This window comes from Sodalis sp. RH24 (assembly GCF_047324145.1).
In the GTDB taxonomy this organism is placed as follows: Bacteria; Pseudomonadota; Gammaproteobacteria; order Enterobacterales; family Enterobacteriaceae; genus Acerihabitans.
In genome coordinates, this window is sequence record NZ_CP178729.1 from 5,417,489 (window position 1) to 5,437,080 (window position 19,592).

The following is a 19,592-nucleotide window of genomic DNA, read 5'->3' on the forward strand; positions in this document are numbered from 1 at the left end:
CGTTATTAGTGGTTAAGCGTCACGCCAAGGAACCCGTATCTGATGCATATCACCCTGCGCCAGCTTGAAGTCTTTACCGAAGTGGTTAAAAGCGGCTCCACCATCCAGGCCGCTCTGGCGCTGGCGTTGTCCCAGTCCGCCGTCAGCGCGGCGCTGACCGAGCTGGAAAGCCAGCTGAACCTGCAGCTGTTCGATCGGGTGGGCAAACGGCTGGCGATTAACGAGCACGGCCGCCTGCTGTATCCCAAGGCGATGGCGCTGCTGGAGCGGGTGATGGAAATCGAGCAATTGTTCCATGGCGGCAACGGCGCGCTGCGCCTGTTCGCCAGCAGCACCATCGGCAACTATATCCTGCCGGAATTGATTGCCGGCTATCGCCGCGATTATCCCGACACCTCGCTGGAGCTGCAGGTGGGCAACAGCCAGGACGTGGTAAATGCCGTCATTGATTTTCGCGTCGACCTGGGCTTGATTGAAGGGCCGAGCCACAATCCGGATCTGGTTACCCAGCCCTGGCTGCAGGATGAGCTGGTGGCGTTTGCCGCGCCGGATAATCCGCTGGCGGGACGCCGGCTGGCGCTGGCCGAACTGGCCGGTGCGCCCTGGATCCTGCGCGAGCAGGGATCGGGCACCCGGGAAATCGTCGATTACCTGCTGCTGGCCCGGCTGCCAAGCTTTCTGCCGGTCATGGAACTCGGCAATTCGGAAGCCATCAAGCACGCGGTGCGCCACGGCCTGGGCATCAGTTGCCTGTCGCGGCGGGTGGTGGCGGAGGCGCTGGCGCTCGGCACCCTGGTCACGCTGGATCTGCCGCTGCCGCCGCTGATGCGCACGCTTTACCTGGTGCATCATCGGCAAAAACACCTTTCCCAGGCGCTGGCCCGTTTCCAGGACTACTGCCGCCAGTTCGACATACTCCCGCGCTGAGCGTCCGGCGATGTCGCGCCACCGTCCCGGACCGGCGGCCGCGGCAAAAAGCGGCAATCTTCCGCCGTATTGCTTATAATTCCCTGCCGATCATGAAGGTCTCTTATAACCGGCGCGTTGCGCTATCCCCCGCCGCCTGATTTGTTACAATCCGCCCTCGATTTTTGTACGGACAGACTGAACAACCATGTTGCAAAACCGCATCGAACCCCAGGCCGCGCCGGGCCTGCGGCGTGAACTTAAGGCACGCCACCTGACCATGATCGCCATCGGCGGCTCCATCGGCACCGGGCTGTTTGTCGCCTCCGGGGCGACCATCTCCCAGGCGGGTCCCGGCGGCGCGCTGCTCTCCTATATCCTGATAGGCCTGATGGTTTATTTCCTGATGACCAGCCTGGGCGAACTGGCGGCCTACATGCCGGTATCCGGCTCGTTCGCCACCTACGGCGCGCGCTACGTCGAGGAAGGGTTCGGTTTTGCGCTGGGCTGGAACTACTGGTACAACTGGGCGGTGACCATCGCCGTCGATCTGGTGGCCTCGCAGTTGGTAATGAACTACTGGTTCCCCACGGTGCCCGGCTGGATCTGGAGCGCCATATTCCTTGCCATTATGTTTTTGCTTAACGCCATTTCGGTCAAGGGCTTCGGCGAGGCGGAATACTGGTTTTCACTGATCAAAGTGGTCACGGTGGTGATATTTATCGCCGTGGGCGTACTGATGATTGCCGGTATCCTGCGCGGCGGCGAGGGTGCGGGCTGGCATAACTGGCAGGTGGGGGACGCGCCTTTCGCCGGCGGGTTCCCGGCGATGATCGGGGTGGCGATGATTGTCGGTTTCTCTTTCCAGGGCACCGAGCTTATCGGCGTCGCCGCCGGCGAGTCCGCCGATCCGGGCAAGAATATTCCGCGCGCGGTGCGCCAGGTGTTCTGGCGTATCCTGCTGTTCTACGTGCTGGCCATCCTGATCATCAGCCTGATCATCCCCTATACCGACCCGAACCTGCTGCGCAACGACGTCAAGGATATTACCGTCAGTCCGTTTACGCTGGTGTTCCGCAACGCCGGTTTGCTCTCCGCCGCCGCCGTAATGAACGCGGTGATCCTGACCGCCGTGCTTTCGGCCGGCAACTCCGGCATGTATGCCTCCACCCGCATGCTGTATATGCTGGCCTGCGAAGGCAAGGCGCCGAAAATCTTCGCCAAGTTATCCCGGGGCGGGGTGCCGCGCAACGCGCTCTACCTGACCACCATCATGGCCGGCCTGTGCTTTCTGACCTCGATGTACGGCAACCAGACGGTCTACCTGTGGCTGCTTAATACCTCCGGCATGACCGGCTTTATCGCCTGGCTGGGCATCGCCATCAGCCATTACCGCTTTCGTAAAGGGTATATCATCCAGGGCCGCCGGCTCAGCGACCTGCCGTATATCTCGGGCTTTTTTCCCCTCGGGCCGATTTTCGCCTTTGTGCTGTGCCTGCTTATCACGCTCGGGCAAAACTACCAGGCGTTTTTACAGGATCGCATCGACTGGTACAGCGTCACCGCCACCTATATCGGCATCCCGCTGTTCCTGGTTATCTGGCTGGGTTACAAATGGAGCCACGGCTCGCGCCTGGTGCCTTATCGGGAGATGATTTTCCCCGCCCGGCCCGATGCCGCTGAACCCCGCGCCGTCGCCGCGCCGCCCGCGCCCCTGCGCTCGGAGAGCTGAACCGCGGGACGGCGGATGATGCGCCCGCCGTCCGCCCGGCCCGTCGCGCGCGCCGTCCCCTCGGGTGATCCCGGGCGGCGCGCCGGCCCGGGTTTATAGCGCGATTGGCTTTTTATATGCCGAAAAAATGCTTACCCATTGCCCGGATACCCAATAAGATATTCTTCCCATTCCAGCGCGGGCCGGGTCGGCTAGGTCAGTTCGCACGGCGCGCGGTTTTATACAGGCCAAGGCATGTCATACGCAATCCGTGTACAGGTATCTCCCGATAATTACTATTCCTACTCCGGCGCCATCGAACAGCTGGTCCATTTCTATCCTGCGGACGTGCTGGCGAACGCGGTCTGGATTTACGGCGAACGGGCGCTGGCGGCGGCGCGCGCCTACCTGCCGGCGTCCTTTGACGCCCCCGGCGCGGTGCGCATCGGTTTTGCCGGCCATTGCAGCGAGCGCGACGTTGCGGATCTGGCGCGCCGGGCCGGCGGCGACCGCCGCGTGGTGATAGGCGTCGGCGGCGGGGCGGTGCTGGATACCGCCAAGGTGGTGGCCCGTCGCCTGGGCATCCCGCTGGTGGCTATCCCCACCATCGCCGCCACCTGCGCCGCCTGGACGCCGCTCTCGGTCTGGTACGACGACGCCGGGCAAGCCCTGCGCTTTGAAATCTTCGCCGATGCCAACCACCTGGTACTGGTGGAGCCGCGCATTATCCTGGCGGCGCCGAAAGCTTACCTGCTGGCGGGCATCGGCGATACGCTGGCGAAATGGTATGAGGCGGTGGTGCTCAGTCCCGAACCGGAAAAACTGCCGCTTACCGTACGCCTGGGGCTCCAGACCGCGCTGGCGGCGCGCGATGTGCTGCTCAACCAAAGCGCCGCGGCGCTGACGGCGCTGGACCGGGGCGAGCTAAGCCAGGATTTTCTTGATGTGGTGGACGCCATTATCGCCGCCGGCGGCATGGTGGGCGGCCTGGGCGAACGCTACACGCGGGTGGCGGCCGCGCACGCGGTCCATAACGGCTTAACGGCGCTGCCCGCCACCGCGTCCTTTTTGCATGGCACCAAAGTCGCCTACGGCATCCTGGTCCAGTGCGCCCTGCTGGGACAACATGACGTCCTGCGCGCGCTCAGCGCCGCCTGGAGCCGCTTCGGCCTGCCGACGTCGCTGGCGGCCATGCGTGTGGATATCAACGACCGCGACGCCGTCGGCCAGCTCATTGCCCGCACGCTCCAGCCGGGAGAATCCATCCATCTGGTGCCGATCGCTTTAAACGAGGCTATTGTGCTGCAGGCGCTGCGCGACGTCGAGGCTGTCGCCGCCGGTGCGGCAGCGTAAGCATGGCGGATAAAAGGGAAAGCGTGCCTATGAGGCCGAAGCAGCCACGGCGTTTCGGGGCACCGGACGCCCCCGTTTCGCCAGGCTCGCTGTCGGCGGATTCACAGTGGACGGGCGTTAACGGTTAAGATGCAGCGCGTGAAAGCGCAGATGATCCTCGATAAAGCTGGCGATGAAAAAATAGCTGTGATCATAACCCGGCTGGATGCGCAACGTTAACGGCCAGTCCCGCCGCCGCGCCAGATCCGCAAACTTCTCGGGCTGCAGCTGCGTCGCCAGAAACTGATCGGCATCGCCCTGATCTATCAGTATCGGCAATGGCCTGGCCGCATCCCCCGCCAGCAGGACACAGCTATCGTATTCCCGCCACGCCTGCGCGTTATCCCCCAGGTAGTGGCTAAACGCCTTACGCCCCCAGGGCACCTCCGCCGGATTGACAATAGGCGCAAACGCCGATACTGAACTAAACCGCCCCGGGAAACGCAACGCCAGCATCAGCGCGCCGTGGCCGCCCATGGAATGCCCCATGATCGCCTGCCGGCCGCTCACCGCAAACTGCCGTCGCACCAGCGCCGGCAACTCTTCGGCCACATAATCAAACATCCGGAATTGCCCGGCCCAGGGTTGCCGCGTGGCGTTAACGTAAAACCCCGCGCCCTGGCCCAGATCATACGCCTCGTCATCCGGCACATCCGCGCCTCGGGGGCTGGTATCCGGCATCACCAGCAACAGGTTCAGCTCGGCGGCCACCCGCTGGGCGCCGCTTTTCTGCGAAAAATTCTCATCGCTGCAGGTCAGTCCCGACAGCCAGAACACCATATGCGGCGGCGCCGCGTGCCGATCGGCGGGCGGCACGAACAGGCTATAGGTCATCAGGCCGCCGGTACTCGCCGCACGATGGCGAAAACGGCATTGCCGGCCGCCGAACAGCCGGTGCTCATCAATACACTCAGGCATCGCATCCATCACATATTCTCCAGGACCATATCGTTAACCGCACACCCGTTCCCGGGCGCGGGCGGGTATTGCTCGATAATCAGTTTTTTCAGCGCCGCCACGTTGGGGCTGAACGCATCGGCGCGCCAGATAAGCCACGTCGCCACATCGGCGGTGGGCGCCGGCAATTCATGCACCGACACCCGCCGCCGATCCGGTAATTGACGCAGCACCGTCAGCGGCAGCATGGCCACGCCGGCGCCGCTGGCGACGCAGGCCAGCATGGTATGATACGACTGAATTTCCAGGATCGGACCGGGCGCCACGCCCTGCTGTGCAAACCACGCTTCAAAGCGCCGGCGGTAAGAACAGCTGGGGCGAAAGGCGAACAACGTCTTGCCGGCAATCTCCGCCGGGCTGTCGATCGGCGGCTGATCGAGCGCGGCAATCAATACCAGCGTCTCGGCGAAGCTGTAGCAACCTTCTATTTCAGCATAGTTCACCGGACCGTCCACCAGGGCGGCGGCCAGGGTGCCGGCGCGCACGCCGTCCACCAGCTCCCCCGAGGATCCGGTCGCCAGCGACAACGACACCCGGGGAAAACGCTGATGATAGGTGGCCAACAGCGCGGGCAGGCGGATGGCTGCCGTGCTTTCCATGGAGCCGAGGGCAAAATTGCCCGTCGGTTCCCCGGCGTGGGTCATGCTGATGGCCTCTTCGCTCAGCGCCAGGATCCGCGTGGCGTAGCCCAGGAAATTATGCCCCATGGGCGAGAGCCGCAGGCGCTGTTTTTCGCGGATAAACAGATCGGTTCCCAATTCCCGCTCCAGCTGCCGCAGCCGGGTAGTCAGGTTGGACGGCACGCGATGCAACTGCTCGGCGGCGCGCGCCAGCGAACCGGTATCGGCGGCGGCGCAGAACATTTTCAGCTGGGTCAGATCCATGTGTTCTCTATTTGTCAGTAAGTTGGTCTTGATTATTCATTTTTCGTGAGTTTAGTGATCGTGCATGCTATTGGCAAGATGAATATTTCTTGTGGAGAAGGTATGGCGATAAAAGTGGCCCTGAGCGGCTTTCTGGCACTGTTGGTGGCGATGGGTATCGGCCGTTTCGCCTTTACGCCGCAGGTACCGCTGATGATAAGCGCGGGGCAGTTAACCCTTACCGGGGCGGGGGTGGTGGCGGCCTGTAATTACCTGGGCTACCTGGTGGGCGCTTATGACGCCATGCGCGCGGGCAGGGGGCTGGAAATACGGCTGTGGCTTGGGCTGTGGGGGACGGTGGCCATCACGCTGCTCTGCGCCGTTACCCACAGCCTGCTTGCGCACTGCCTGCTGCGTTTGCTGGCGGGCGCGGCCAGCGGATGGGCAATGGTGCTGGTGGCGGCCTGGACCGGCGACCGGCTGGTACAACTACGTCGCCCGGCGCTCAGTGCCGCGGTGTTCGCCGGTCCCGGCGCCGGCATCATGGTCAGCGGCCTGCTGGCGCTGGTCATGCATCGCCTGGATATCCACGCCGCGGGCGCCTGGCTGGTCTATGGCGTTACGGCGCTGCTGCTGGTGGCGCTTATCAGCGCGCATCTGCCCAGAGGCGGCGCGCTGACGCGCCAGGGCCCGGACGCCGCCAGGCCGGCGCTGACGCCACGGCTGAAAAGCCTGGTCTGGAGCTACTCCCTGGCGGGTTTCGGTTATATCCTGCCGGCCACCTTTCTGGCGCAGATGGCGGCCGCGCGGTTTCCCGGCAGCGAGACCGGCCACTGGATCTGGCCGGTGTTCGGCGCCGCCAGCATGGCGGGCATTGGGGTCGGCATTCTGACGCGCCATCGCCTGCGCGCCGGCCAGCGGCTGGCGCTGACCCTCTGGGCGCAAACGCTCGGCGTCGGCCTGATGATCGCCATGCCCGGCGTCGCCGGCCTGATGGCGGGCGCGGTGCTCACCGGCGGCGGCTTTTTGAGCGTGGTGCAATTGACGCTGGTCTGCTCCCGCCGCCAGGCGCCGGATCATATGCGCTTCATGACCGGCCTGCTCACCTGCGGCTACGCGGTCGGGCAGCTTATCGGCCCCATGCTCTCCGCGCTGGCCAGCAGCCTGACCGGCCGGCTGGAGCCGGCGCTGATGACGGCGGTGGCCGCCCTGGCGCTCGCGGGCGCGCTGGCATGGCGTCAGCCCTGAACGGTTAGTCACAGGCGGCGATGCGGTAAAGCCGGTAAAAATTTCATGGCGCATGCAACACATTCACTGGATAAACGCGGCGCTCTCTACTAGAGTGGGGGCGCATCTTGACGTGATGAGATCAAGAGCAGCCAGGCCTGCCGGAGAAGAAAAAGTATGCTATCGCTGACAACAGAAGCCGCATTGGTGCATGAAGCCTTAATGACGCGCGGCCTCGAAACGCCCCTGCGCGGGGAAGTGCTGGACGGGGAAACCCGCAAACGGCAGATTGCCGAGCACATGACCGCCATAATGAACCTGCTTAACCTGGATTTATCCGACGACAGCCTGGCGGAAACGCCGCACCGGATTGCCAAGATGTACGTTGATGAAATTTTTTCCGGCCTGGATTACGCCAATTTCCCCAAAATCACCCTGATTCAAAACAAGATGAAGGTGGATGAAATGGTCACGGTACGGGATATCACCCTGACCAGCACCTGCGAACACCACTTCGTGATTATCGACGGCAAGGCCACCGTGGCCTATATCCCGAAGGACAGCGTGATTGGCTTATCCAAAATCAACCGCATCGTGCAGTTTTTCGCCCAGCGCCCGCAGGTGCAGGAGCGTCTGACGCAGCAAATCCTGGTGGCGCTGCAAACCCTGCTCGGCACCCTGAACGTGGCGGTGTCCATCGACGCGGTGCATTACTGCGTGAAAGCGCGCGGCATCCGCGACGCCACCAGCGCCACCACCACCACGTCCCTGGGCGGATTGTTTAAATCCAGCCAGAATACGCGCCAGGAATTTTTACGGGCCGTACGCCACCACAACGGCTGATGCGGCGCTGATATGTGTTACGGCGCGGTGCGCGCCGCCTGATAAAAGAGGTTGCCCATGCGCGAGCGCATCGCCATGCTGGACTGCGCGCGGGGGATGGCGATTCTCGGCATCCTGCTGATGAATATTACCGCCTTCGGCCTGCCGAAGGCGGCCTATCTCAATCCGGCGTTTATGGGCGCGCCTTCCCTGGCCGATGCCTGGACCTGGGCCGTGATGGACATGGTGGCGCAGGTCAAGTTCCTGACCCTGTTCGCCCTGCTGTTCGGCGCCGGCCTGCAAATGCTGCTGCCGCGCGGCGGCCGCTGGATACGCTCGCGGCTGTTTTGGCTAATGGCCTTTGGCCTGATCCACGCCATCTTTTTCTGGGACGGCGATATCCTGCTGGATTACGGCCTGGTGGGGCTGCTGTGCCTGGGCGCCATTCGCCACGATATATCGTCCGGACGCCTGATCGGCGCCGGCATCGCCCTGTACGCCATCGGCCTCGGCATCCTGGTTCTGATGCAGGCGATGCTGGCCGGCGCCGCGCCGGGGCGGTTCTGGCTGCCCGGCGTGGCCGATCGCATTTACGAATACTACTGGCAAACCACCGGCGGTCCCGAAGCCTGGAGCGTGCGCCTGGCGTTATTGCAATCGAGCCTGATGTCGCTGGCGGCCCAGTACGGCTGGCTGCTGGCCGGCGCCATGCTGATTGGCGCCGGGCTGATGCGCAGCGGCTGGCTGGCGGGCAACAGAAGTCCCGCCCACTACCGCGCCATGGCGTCCTGGCTTATTCCCCTGGGGCTGGCGATAAACCTGCCGTCGGTGGTGGCGCAGTGGCAATCGGGCTGGGCTTATCACTGGTGCGCGTTCCTGCTGCAAATTCCCCGCGAGCTGGGCGCCCCGTTCCAGGCGCTCGGCTACGTGGCGCTGTGCTACGGCTTCTGGCCGGCCATCGGCGGCCTGCGCGTCGTGCGCTGGGTGAGTAACGTCGGACGCATGGCGTTGAGCAACTACCTGCTGCAAACACTGCTGTGCACCCTGGTGTTTAACCAGTTCGGCCTGTTTATGTCCCTCGGCCGCACCGGCCTGCTGCTGCTGGTGCCCCCCGTCTGGCTGGCCAATATCCTGTTTTCCACCCTGTGGCTGCGGTTTTTCCCCCAGGGGCCGATGGAATGGGCATGGCGCCGCCTCACCCGGCTGACCGCCGGCGCCCCGGCGCGCGCGGCGGACTAAGGTCCTTCCCCGGGGCAGGGCATCGCCATCCATTATCCCTGGCGGAGGCGGGATTGCCGGGAGAGTGCGCCATTACTTTAATCATTCATCAAAGCATGTGCCCGCTTAAGGTTAGGTTAATTTTTTCATGGTTAACTGGCGCTAATATTTCCCTGAGCTAACCTGAATATGTGGTTTAATATTGCGAAAGCGGCGCCGCGCCCCACGGTCAGCCCGTGGTTTTTTAATATTATCGTGGCGCTGGTCATTACTTTTTTCCAGAATATCGTTTATTTTAGAAAAGTCCTGCAGCTCGTCGATATATCAGTAGGCTACAACTTACTGTTTTTTATCAGCATGCCCGTTACCCTGTTGTTCGCGCTCAATGTATTATTCAGCGTGATCCTGCTGCCTTATATCCGCAAGCCCATCGTCATCCTATTGTTTTTCAGCGACGCCCTGGCGCAGTATTTTATGCAGGCGTACGGCATTATTATCGACCGGGGCATGGTCCAGAACACCCTTGACACTACGCTTGTGGAAAGCGTCGCCCTGCTGACGCCGCGCCTGGCGCTGTATCTTATCGTCTTCGGTATTTTGCCCTCGCTGCTGGTGTTGTGGATCAAGGTCAGGCCGGTGGCGTTTTCCTGGTCGAATATCGGTCTGCATTTCCTGAATGTCCTGGTATCGCTCTGTGTTATCGCGCTGGTGGCCTCTTTCTTTTATAAAGACTACGCTTCGCTGATGCGCAATAACCAGCAGCTGGTGAAAAACCTGGTCCCCAGCGATATGGCGCTCGGCGGCTATTCCTATTACAAGCATGATTACGTCAAGAAAATGCCCTTCACCGAGCGCGGCCAGGACGCGCATATTGTCCCCGCGATTCATGACAATCATAAAAAGAACCTGATCATCGTGGTGGTGGGCGAGACCTCCCGCGCGCAGGATTTTTCGCTGGGCGGCTACGGCCAGCTGACCAACCCCAAGCTGGCGGCGGACAACGTCATCTATTTTCCAGACACCTCGTCCTGCGGCACCGCCACGGCGGTATCGGTACCCTGCATGTTTTCCGGCATGACGCGCAGGCAGTATGACGGCGAAAAAGCCGACAGCCAAAGCAACGCGCTGGATATCATCCAGCGGGCGCAGGTGGATGTGCTGTGGCGGGAAAACGACGGCGGCTGCAAGGATGTCTGCCTGCGGGTGCCCACCGAACAGCTCAGCACCTGGCATCTACCCGAACTCTGCGCCGAAGGCGTCTGCCTGGACGAAGCCCTGCTGCGCAACCTGGACGGCTACATCAACGCGCGCACCAAGGATACGGTTATCGTGCTGCATACCATGGGCAGCCACGGCCCGACTTATTACCAGCGCTACCCGAAAACCGCCGCCGCCTTTGCCCCCACCTGCGACACCAACGAGATTCAAACCTGTTCGAACCAGGCGCTGGTTAACACTTATGACAATACTATTGTCTATATAGACGACATGCTTGATAAGACCATAAAATTGCTGCAAGCTCATGGCGATAGGTTCAATACCGCCCTGGTCTATCTGTCAGATCACGGCGAATCCCTGGGCGAGAACGGTATCTATCTGCACGGCATGCCTTACGCCGTGGCGCCGGCCCAGCAAACCCATATCCCGATGCTGATTTGGCTGTCGCCCGACTATGTCCAGGCGCATGCCGTCCGGGAAGACTGCCTGCGAGACCGGGCAAAACGACAGGCCTACTCACACGATAATCTCTTCTCTACGTTGCTTGGACTGACCGATGTCAAAACGCAACTCTATCAGCCGGATCTTGATGTTTTACAACCTTGCCGGGATGCGCAGCAATGAAAATTCTGATCATCGAAGACGATAAGTTATTGCAGGACGGCCTGCGAATGGCCCTGCAGCAGGAAGGCTACGCCAGCGACTGCGCGGGTAATCTGCGCGACGCGGAACATCTGATGGACAGCACCGCCTACAGCCTGGCAATACTCGACCTGGGCCTGCCGGACGGTGACGGCATGTCGCTGCTGAATCTGTGGCGCAAGGCGGGAAACGACGTGCCGGTGCTGATCCTGACCGCGCGCGATGGCATCGATGAACGGGTGCACGGTCTAAACCTGGGGGCGGACGATTACCTGGTCAAGCCTTTTGCCCTCAGCGAGCTGCTGGCCCGGGTGCGCGCCATTATCCGCCGCCATCAGGGCAAAAGTAACAATCAGCTGTGGGTGGATAATATTTCACTCGACCTGAACAGCCACGAAGTGACCCTGGACGGCAAGATTATCGAACTGACGCCGAAGGAATTCGCCATTCTTTCCCGGCTGATGCTGCGGGCGGGGCATCGCATCCACCGCGAAATCCTCCATCAGGATCTGTATAACTGGGATGACGACCCCTCGTCCAACTCGCTCGAGGTCCATATTCATAATCTGCGGGCGAAAATCGGCAAGGATCGTATCCGCACCCTGCGCGGATTCGGTTACCTGCTGACCAAAACCGCGGCAGGGGAGCCGTCATGAAAGCCGCCGACGGTCCGATGACCAGCATGCGCTGGCGGCTTATCGTGGTGCTGGGCATTATCCTGCTGTGTTGCCAGCTGATTACCGTTATCTGGTTATGGCACGAAAGCAAAGAACAAATCGACCTGCTGGTCAACCGTACCCTGGCGGAGAGCGTGCGTAACGAGCACGTTAACCAGGAAATACGCGAGGCCATCGCCGCGCTCAGCGTGCCGTCGCTGATGATGATTATGTTCACGCTGTTCTTCTGCTTCCAGGCGGTGAACTGGATAACCCAGCCGCTCTCGCGCCTGCAGGACGCGCTGGGATCGCGCGGCGCGGAAAACTTTGAGCCGCTGCCGGAGCTCGGCAATATCCGCGAGGTGATCGCCGTCACCCGCAGCCTTAACCAGCTGTTGTTCCGGCTGAATACCACCTTGCAGCAGGACCGGCAGTTTACCTCCGACGTGGCCCATGAATTACGCACGCCGCTTTCCGGCATCCGGCTGCACCTGGAGGTACAGGAAAAGCAGTACGGTATCGACTGCCAGCCGCTTATCGAGCGGGTGGACAATATGTCCTATACCGTGGAACAGCTGCTGCTGCTGGCGCGCATTCGCCACGATTTTTCCTCCGGCCATTACCAAACGGTCAGGTTCAGGGACGACGTTATCATCCCGCAGCAAAGCGAACTGGACGAGATGGTGGAACAGCGCGGACAGCGGATACGCTGGCTGCTGCCGGAAACGGAAATCATTTTCCAGGGCAATGCCATCCTGATGCGGCTGCTGCTGCGCAACCTGGTGGAAAACGCCCACCGCTACAGCCCGGCGGACAGTATTATCGTCGTGCGGCTCACGCATGACGGCGCTGACGGCATCCAGCTTCAGGTGATTGACGAAGGGCCGGGCGTCGACCCGGCGAAAGCGGTGGAACTGACGAAGGAATTCGTGCGCATGGATCAGCGCTATAACGGCATCGGCCTGGGATTAAGTATTGTCACCCGCATTGCGCAGCTGCACAACGGCCGCTTCGAGCTGGTCAACCGCGACGACCACTCCGGCACCATCGCCCGCCTGTTCCTAACCGAACCGGCCTAGGAGACCGCCATGCTATCCGACGCGTCCGCCCCCTGGCTGTATAACCTGTTTATCCTGGCGTTGCTGGCCAGCGGTTACGCGCACCTGGCGTGGAATAAGGCGTTTTTGTATATCATCCTCAGCCTGGCGGGCACGCTTGCCGCCGCGGCGACGGTTTTCAGCCGCATCGACGCATCCAGCCCGGCCGCCGCCTGCTACATAGTGCTGCTTATCAATGCCTCCTTTGTGCTGGTTTCGGTGGTCAGCGCCTGGTCGCTGTCATTTTACTCCCGGGCGAAAAAACACCGCCGCCGCCGCGATGATTAAGTATTTCGTGATAGGATAGGGTGAAATAACAAAAAAAAGCCCCTCGATAGTTACAACATCCATCAAGTATGCCCCCACCGAACCTTCCCCTCCGGCCAATGCGTGCGAAAGCGCCTGGCAGATAAAATGCCAATAATGTATGTAAACGGTTCCGGTCCTGTGACCTGATTCACGCTGTGTTGCGATTAAACCGGTTAGGATAGCGCTTTATGTTTCATAAGTGTTATGACAATCAGGAGCGTCAGGAGGGCATAAACCATCAATGTCCGCCGGTTTGGCCGAGAATACCTGGGCGAAAAGCACCATTAACAGGGGATGAGATGATCACTATTCGTGATGTGGCGCGGTTGGCCGGGGTATCGGTGGCAACGGTGTCACGGGTATTAAACGATAGCGCTATCGCCAGCAAGGAAGCGCGCGACAAGGTGATGAAAGCGGTCAAGGAACTGGGTTACCGGCCTAACGCCAATGCGCAGGCGCTGGCCACGCAAATCAGCGACACCATCGGCGTGGTGGTTATGGACGTATCCGATCCGTTTTTCGGCGCGCTGGTGAAAGCGGTGGACACCGTGGCGCAGCGGCATAAAAAAAACGTCCTGATCAACAACAGCTACCACCAGGCGGATAAAGAGCGCCATGCCATTGAAGTCCTGATCCGCCAGCGCTGCAGCGCGCTGGTGGTCCACGCCAAGATCCTGTCCGACGAAGAGATGATCCCCTTTATGGTGCGCGAGCCGGGCATGGTGTTGATTAACCGCATCCTGCCGGGCTTCGAGCACCGCTGCGTGGGGCTGGACAACGTCAGCGGCGCCTTGATGGCCACCCGTACCCTGCTCAAGCAGGGGCACCGGCAGATTGGCTATATCGGTTCCAACCATCCCATCGAGGATGAGCGGCAGCGGCGCCAGGGCTACCTGCAGGCCATGGCGGAGGAGGGGATCGCGCCGCCGCAAAGCTGGCAGGCGTTCAGCTCGCCGGACCTGCAGGGCGGCGAGGAGGCGATGGTGGAGCTGCTGGGGCGCAACCAGCAGCTGACGGCGGTGTTTGTCTATAACGACGGCATGGCGGTGGGGGCCCTGGCGACGCTGAAAGAAAACGGTATCGCGGTGCCGACGCAATTTTCGGTGGTGGGGTTCGACGATATTCCCATCTCCCGCTATACCAGCCCCAATCTTACCACGGTGCGCTACCCCATCTTCGCCATGGCGGTCGCCGCCACCGAGCTGGCGCTGCTGGGCACGGCGGGGCGCATCGACGAGAAGCAAACGCACCTGTTTATGCCGACGCTGGTGCGCCGCCATTCCGTGGCGCCCTGGAAAAACGTGGCGGCGATCGCGTCGTCATCAGAAGATGAGATGTAACCGCTTCCAAACTGTGAGAATATTCACAGTTTCTTAACATTGATCCCTCTATGCTAATGGTGTTATTCCCTCACGATGCTATCAGGTCAACATCGCGAGGGCTTTTCGTACAGGGATGTCGGTAAAACCACGGAAGGAATTTGTCTGCCTTTGAGTAAACCTACCTATTTCCGGAGAAACTAATGAATAAGAAGGCATTAACCCTTACCGCTCTGGCAACCGGCCTGTTGCTGTCCGTCGCCGCTCATGCCGCCGATACCCGCATTGGGGTAACTATTTATAAATATGACGATAACTTCATGTCGGTGGTGCGCAAGGCAATAGAAAAAGACGCCAAAGAAGCCAAAGGCGTGCAACTGCTGATGAATGACTCGCAAAATGACCAGTCAAAACAAAACGACCAGGTGGACGTATTGATTGCCAAGGGCGTCAAGGCCCTGGCGATTAACCTGGTCGACCCCGCCGCCGCGCCGGTGATTATCGAAAAAGCGCGCGGCGCCAATATTCCCGTGGTGTTTTACAACAAAGAACCCAGCCGTAAAGACCTGGACAGCTATGACAAGGCCTATTACGTCGGTACCGAATCCAAGCAGTCGGGCATTATCCAGGGCGAGCTTATCGCCAAGCACTGGAAGGCGCATCCGGAATGGGATTTGAATAAAGACGGCGTGATCCAATATGTACTGCTTAAAGGCGAGCCGGGACATCCCGATGCCGAAGCGCGCACCGCCTATGTGGTCAAGACCCTGACCGACCAGGAAAAGATCAAGGTACAGCAGCTGCAGCTGGATACCGCCATGTGGGATACCGCCCAGGCCAAGGATAAAACCGATGCCTGGATGTCGGGTCCGAACGCCAACAAGATTGAAGTGGTGATCGCCAATAACGACGCCATGGCCATGGGCGCGGTGGAAGCGCTGAAAGCCCACAATAAATCGGCCATTCCGGTATTCGGCGTCGATGCCCTGCCTGAAGCGCTGGCGATGGTTAAATCCGGCGCTATGGCCGGCACCGTGCTGAACGATGCCGACAACCAGGCCAAGGCCACCTTCGACCTGGCGAAAAACCTGGCCGACGGCAAACCGGCGGCGGAAGGCACCAACTGGAAACTGGATAATAAAGTCGTCCGCATCCCCTATGTCGGCGTCGATAAAGATAATTTAACGCAGTTTATTAAGAAATAATCCCCACTCCCCCCATTGGGCCTGACGCCCGAGGGGGGATTTTTCTGTCTTATCCTAGCCGGGTATAACTATGGCCGATATTACGACCGAACAGCCAGGCGAATGGCTGCTGGAAATGAACAACATCAGTAAATCATTTCCTGGCGTCAAAGCATTGGATAATGTGAACCTCAAGGTGCACTCCCACTCCGTCCATGCCTTGATGGGCGAAAACGGCGCGGGTAAATCCACGTTATTGAAGTGCCTGTTCGGCATTTATAAAAAAGATTCCGGTAGTATTATTTTCCAGGGAAAGGAAATCGATTTCAAAAGTTCCAAAGAGGCGCTGGAACATGGCGTTTCCATGGTGCATCAGGAACTGAACCTGGTATTACAGCGTACCGTCATGGACAATATGTGGCTTGGGCGTTATCCGCGCAAAGGCCTGTTTGTCGATCACAAAAAGATGTACGCCGACACCAAGGCCATATTTGACGAGTTGGACATTAATATCGATCCCTATGATAAAGTGGCCACCCTGTCAGTGTCGCAAATGCAGATGATCGAGATTGCCAAGGCGTTTTCCTATAATGCCAAAATCGTCATCATGGATGAACCGACCTCGTCGTTGACCGAACGCGAGGTCAATCATCTGTTCAGTATTATCCGCAAGCTCAAGGCGCGCGGGTGCGGCATTGTTTATATTTCCCATAAGCTGGAGGAAATTTTCCAGCTGTGCGATGAAATCACCATCCTGCGCGACGGCCAGTGGATTGCCACCCAACAGGTGGAAGGCCTGACCATGGACAAGATTATCTCCATGATGGTGGGGCGTTCGCTCAGCCAGCGCTTCCCCACGCGCGAAGGCGAACCGGGCGAGGTGATCCTGGAGGTGAAAAACCTGACCTCGCTGCGCCAGCCGTCGATCCGCAATATCTCCTTCGACTTGCGCAAAGGGGAGATTCTCGGCATCGCGGGCCTGGTGGGCGCCCGGCGCACCGATATTGTCGAAACCCTGTTCGGCATTCGCGAAAAAGTGACCGGCACCATCATCCTGCATGGCAAGACCATCAAAAACAACAGCGCCAACGAGGCGATCAACAACGGTTTTGCCCTGGTGACCGAGGAGCGGCGGGCCACCGGTATCTACGCCTATCTGGATGTCGGCTTTAATTCGCTGATTTCCAATATCCGCAATTATAAAAACAAAATCGGGCTGCTGGATAATTCGCGCATGAAAAGCGATATCCAATGGGTTATCGATTCCATGCGGGTAAAAACGCCGGGCCATCAGACCAATATCGGTTCGTTGTCGGGCGGCAACCAGCAAAAAGTGATTATCGGCCGCTGGTTATTGACCCAACCGGAAATCCTGCTGCTGGACGAACCGACGCGCGGGATTGATGTCGGGGCTAAATTTGAAATTTATCAATTAATTACCGAGCTGGCGAAACGCGGTAAGGGCATTATTATTATTTCGTCCGAGATGCCGGAACTCCTGGGGATCACCGACCGGATACTGGTAATGAGTAACGGTCTGATGGCGGGGATTGTGGAAACGAAACAAACTTCGCAAAACGAAATTTTACGTCTTGCTTCCGTGCATCTTTAATTTTATAGGGTTCTTATTATGAATGTGTTGAATAAGAAAAGCATGCTCACTTATTTAAAAGAGGGCGGCATTTATGTGGTGTTATTGGTACTGCTGGCTATTATCATTTTTCAGGATCCGACTTTTTTAAGCCTGATAAACTTAAGTAATATCCTGACCCAATCATCGGTGCGTATTATTATCGCGCTCGGCGTGGCGGGGCTGATTGTTACCCAGGGCACCGACCTGTCGGCCGGGCGCCAGGTGGGGCTGGCGGCGGTGGTCTCGGCGACCCTGCTGCAATCAATGGAAAACGTCAATAAAGTCTTTCCGGATATGCAAACCCTGCCGATCCCGGTGGTTATCCTGACGGTATGCGTGATCGGCGCTTTTATCGGCCTGATTAACGGCGTGGTGATTGCTTATCTTAATGTGACGCCTTTTATTACCACTCTGGGTACTATGATCATCGTGTATGGCGTCAACTCGCTGTATTACGATATTGTCGGCGCCTCGCCCATCGCCGGCTTTGATTCCCATTTTTCCACCTTTACCCAAGGGTTCCTGCGCTTCGGCGATTTTAAGCTTTCCTATATTACGTTTTACGCGGTGTTTGCCATTCTGTTTGTCTGGGTGATCTGGACCAAGACCCGCTTCGGTAAAAATATCTTCGCCATCGGCGGCAATCCGGAAGCGGCCAAGGTTTCCGGCGTCAATGTGCCGCTGAACCTGATTATGATTTATGCCCTGTCCGGGGTGTTCTATGCCTTCGGCGGTATGCTGGAAGCCGGGCGTATCGGCAGCGCCACCAATAACCTGGGCTTTATGTACGAGCTGGACGCCATTGCGGCCTGCGTGGTGGGCGGGGTATCGTTCGCCGGCGGGGTCGGCACGGTGGCGGGGGTGGTGACGGGGGTAATTATCTTTACGGTTATCAACTATGGGCTGACCTATATCGGCGTAAATCCTTATTGGCAGTACATTATTAAAGGGGCGATTATTATCTTTGCGGTGGCGCTGGATTCACTGAAATACGCGAAGAAGAAATAGCAGCCTCAGGCGTAGGTGCGGGGTTGTCAATGGCCCCGCGCTTACGTATTTTCATCTTGAAAACGTACAGAGAAGAGACTAGAATGTTTTCAAGTTGAAAACGTCATGCTGGGAGGCAAAACGATTGCACGTTATCAGCAGGCTGCCGTTCAACGAGGCGCGGGCGGAATTCCCCAATAGCGCTACTGCACTTGTTGATCTGCTAATGACATTGGAAAAAGGCAGTTTCAGCAGCCCGGAGTCGATGAAAAAGGCGATATCTTCTCTAGACAATTTTAAGTATCGGGAGAAGTGGTGGGTGATTGATGTATCAGGAAATACGCTACGGATCATCGCGTTTATCGATTTTCAATTGCAAAAGGTTTTCATCAAGCATATCGCCAGTCATGCCGACTATGACAAATTGACAAAATATTATCGGGAGCATAAAGAATGACTACGCTCTATGGTAAAAATCACCTCAATGCCGCCAGTGCCGAAGGCATAATTTCCGCATTTGGGAACGTCGTGAAAATTATCCCCCTGATGACGGGCAACAAAAGTGAAACGGAATACCACCAGGCGCTGGAGTTGATTGAGTACCTGATCGACCACGACGAGCTTGATAATCCGTTGTTTGAACCGCTAGCGGCAAAAATCGCCGAATATGAGAGCAGTGCGCCGGAGTTCGCTGAATTAAACAAAGCGCTTGACGGGATACCAGGTGGAATTGCAGTTTTGCGCACGATTATGGATCAGCTTGGACTCAAAGCGGCGGATCTTGAGAGTGAATTAGGTTCTAAATCCAACGTAAGCAACATACTGAACGGACGGCGTGCATTGACTGTACATCATATAAAAGCACTCTCCGAGCGCTTTCACATTCCTGCCGAAATGTTCATTTACGGTTGAATTGTCGTTCTGAAATACCAGAATTTTATGATAAAAAGGCAAAGGCGGCCCGGGCTTGCTGTCAAAAAGGGCTGTTGTGGCCCTCGGTGAGAGTTTCGCTGGCGAGCGCGAAACCCTCCCCAAGCGATATAAACCCCGGCTCCGCTATTAGTTATCCAATTCGCCCATGGATTTAACCTGATCGCGATTAATCTGCTCGGTTTTGCCGGTCTCGGCGTTTTTGTAAGAAACGAGGCCGGTATCATCATCAATCTGTGGTTTACCATCGGTGACGATGGTCCTGCCGTCGGTGGTTTTTATCGCCTGATTGGATGAGCAGGCGGTCAGTAAAAACAGCGAAGCGCAGCTGAAAACCACTGAAACCACTATATTTTTAATCATTATAATCTCCTCTGATGAACGTTAATTAGATTGTGAATTTTTCATCTTAAAATCTAGCAGAGAGTTGACTGTTTACGAGCCGGTTGATGAGGTATCCGTGCCATTGGTCTTTATTTTAGGAATATTGGCGATTATTTGTTCATTTTCAATGCTAAACC

Annotated in this window: 19 protein-coding genes; 16 read left to right on the forward strand and 3 right to left on the reverse strand. The window is 58.5% G+C overall.

The genetic code is table 11. The annotated features are described in order from the left end of the window. Positions 1 to 42: 42 nt before the first annotated feature. The 3 genes from yieE (at position 43) to ACL2XG_RS24610 (ending at position 3,970) form a co-directional block, all read left to right on the forward strand. Positions 43 to 927, forward strand: a complete 885-nt coding sequence (yieE, locus tag ACL2XG_RS24600) for a DNA-binding transcriptional regulator YeiE (RefSeq protein WP_413723274.1) — start codon at positions 43 to 45, stop codon at positions 925 to 927. Positions 928 to 1,114: 187 nt separating this feature from the next. Continuing rightward, the gene (locus tag ACL2XG_RS24605; protein WP_413723273.1) at positions 1,115 to 2,638 is read left to right on the forward strand and encodes an amino acid permease; all 1,524 of its coding nucleotides are present in this window, start codon (positions 1,115 to 1,117) and stop codon (positions 2,636 to 2,638) included. A gap of 234 nt (positions 2,639 to 2,872) precedes the next feature. Beyond that, positions 2,873 to 3,970, forward strand: coding sequence for an oxidoreductase (locus ACL2XG_RS24610; protein ID WP_413723272.1), 1,098 nt, complete (start codon positions 2,873 to 2,875; stop codon positions 3,968 to 3,970). 117 nt (positions 3,971 to 4,087) lie between these two features. Here ACL2XG_RS24610 and fghA read toward each other — a convergent pair whose 3' ends face one another. Both fghA and ptrR read right to left on the reverse strand, forming a co-directional pair. Next, complete coding sequence (gene fghA / locus ACL2XG_RS24615; RefSeq protein WP_413723271.1) at positions 4,088 to 4,936, reverse strand: S-formylglutathione hydrolase; 849 nt, start codon at positions 4,934 to 4,936, stop codon at positions 4,088 to 4,090. Next, on the reverse strand, positions 4,936 to 5,850 hold the full coding sequence (ptrR, locus tag ACL2XG_RS24620) for a putrescine utilization regulator PtrR (RefSeq protein ID WP_413723270.1): 915 nt from the start codon (positions 5,848 to 5,850) through the stop codon (positions 4,936 to 4,938). The genes fghA and ptrR overlap by 1 nt, the downstream gene beginning before the upstream one ends. A 102-nt stretch (positions 5,851 to 5,952) precedes the next feature. Between ptrR and ACL2XG_RS24625 the strand changes: the two genes are divergently transcribed. From ACL2XG_RS24625 to ACL2XG_RS24685, 13 genes are all read left to right on the forward strand, one after another. Then, positions 5,953 to 7,077, forward strand: coding sequence for a YbfB/YjiJ family MFS transporter (locus ACL2XG_RS24625; protein WP_410014318.1), 1,125 nt, complete (start codon positions 5,953 to 5,955; stop codon positions 7,075 to 7,077). Positions 7,078 to 7,233: 156 nt separating this feature from the next. Beyond that, positions 7,234 to 7,899, forward strand: coding sequence for a GTP cyclohydrolase I FolE (folE, locus tag ACL2XG_RS24630; protein WP_162368522.1), 666 nt, complete (start codon positions 7,234 to 7,236; stop codon positions 7,897 to 7,899). 57 nt (positions 7,900 to 7,956) lie between these two features. Then, positions 7,957 to 9,117, forward strand: a complete 1,161-nt coding sequence (gene yeiB / locus ACL2XG_RS24635) for a DUF418 domain-containing protein YeiB (RefSeq protein ID WP_413723269.1) — start codon at positions 7,957 to 7,959, stop codon at positions 9,115 to 9,117. A 168-nt stretch (positions 9,118 to 9,285) separates the two neighbouring features. Then, the gene (gene eptA / locus ACL2XG_RS24640; RefSeq protein ID WP_413723268.1) at positions 9,286 to 10,938 is read left to right on the forward strand and encodes a phosphoethanolamine transferase EptA; all 1,653 of its coding nucleotides are present in this window, start codon (positions 9,286 to 9,288) and stop codon (positions 10,936 to 10,938) included. Next, positions 10,935 to 11,612 carry a two-component system response regulator PmrA gene (gene pmrA / locus ACL2XG_RS24645; protein WP_410014321.1) on the forward strand — a complete coding sequence of 226 codons (678 nt, stop codon included), beginning with the start codon at positions 10,935 to 10,937 and terminating at the stop codon, positions 11,610 to 11,612. Before eptA ends, pmrA begins: the two co-directional genes overlap by 4 nt. After that, on the forward strand, positions 11,609 to 12,691 hold the full coding sequence (gene pmrB / locus ACL2XG_RS24650; protein ID WP_410014322.1) for a two-component system sensor histidine kinase PmrB: 1,083 nt from the start codon (positions 11,609 to 11,611) through the stop codon (positions 12,689 to 12,691). The genes pmrA and pmrB overlap by 4 nt, the downstream gene beginning before the upstream one ends. Before the next feature lie 9 nt (positions 12,692 to 12,700). Further along, positions 12,701 to 12,997 (forward strand): hypothetical protein, encoded by a 297-nt coding sequence (locus ACL2XG_RS24655; RefSeq protein WP_410014323.1) that lies wholly within the window; start codon positions 12,701 to 12,703, stop codon positions 12,995 to 12,997. Between the two features lie 320 nt (positions 12,998 to 13,317). Further along, the gene (gene galS, locus ACL2XG_RS24660) at positions 13,318 to 14,358 is read left to right on the forward strand and encodes an HTH-type transcriptional regulator GalS (protein ID WP_410014324.1); all 1,041 of its coding nucleotides are present in this window, start codon (positions 13,318 to 13,320) and stop codon (positions 14,356 to 14,358) included. Positions 14,359 to 14,540: 182 nt separating this feature from the next. Next, entirely contained in the window at positions 14,541 to 15,542 is a 1,002-nt protein-coding gene (gene mglB / locus ACL2XG_RS24665) for a galactose/glucose ABC transporter substrate-binding protein MglB (RefSeq protein WP_410014325.1), read from the forward strand. Between the two features lie 70 nt (positions 15,543 to 15,612). Beyond that, complete coding sequence (gene mglA / locus ACL2XG_RS24670; RefSeq protein WP_410014326.1) at positions 15,613 to 17,133, forward strand: galactose/methyl galactoside ABC transporter ATP-binding protein MglA; 1,521 nt, start codon at positions 15,613 to 15,615, stop codon at positions 17,131 to 17,133. Positions 17,134 to 17,151: 18 nt separating this feature from the next. Continuing rightward, complete coding sequence (gene mglC / locus ACL2XG_RS24675) at positions 17,152 to 18,162, forward strand: galactose/methyl galactoside ABC transporter permease MglC (protein ID WP_410014327.1); 1,011 nt, start codon at positions 17,152 to 17,154, stop codon at positions 18,160 to 18,162. A 124-nt stretch (positions 18,163 to 18,286) separates the two neighbouring features. Then, the gene (locus tag ACL2XG_RS24680; RefSeq protein WP_410014328.1) at positions 18,287 to 18,598 is read left to right on the forward strand and encodes a type II toxin-antitoxin system HigB family toxin; all 312 of its coding nucleotides are present in this window, start codon (positions 18,287 to 18,289) and stop codon (positions 18,596 to 18,598) included. Beyond that, positions 18,595 to 19,053 (forward strand): helix-turn-helix domain-containing protein, encoded by a 459-nt coding sequence (locus ACL2XG_RS24685; protein ID WP_413723267.1) that lies wholly within the window; start codon positions 18,595 to 18,597, stop codon positions 19,051 to 19,053. Before ACL2XG_RS24680 ends, ACL2XG_RS24685 begins: the two co-directional genes overlap by 4 nt. A 147-nt stretch (positions 19,054 to 19,200) precedes the next feature. Here the strand turns inward: ACL2XG_RS24685 and ACL2XG_RS24690 are convergent, their stop codons facing one another. Further along, complete coding sequence (locus tag ACL2XG_RS24690) at positions 19,201 to 19,434, reverse strand: YgdI/YgdR family lipoprotein (RefSeq protein ID WP_410014330.1); 234 nt, start codon at positions 19,432 to 19,434, stop codon at positions 19,201 to 19,203. Between the last annotated feature and the right edge of the window lie 158 nt (positions 19,435 to 19,592).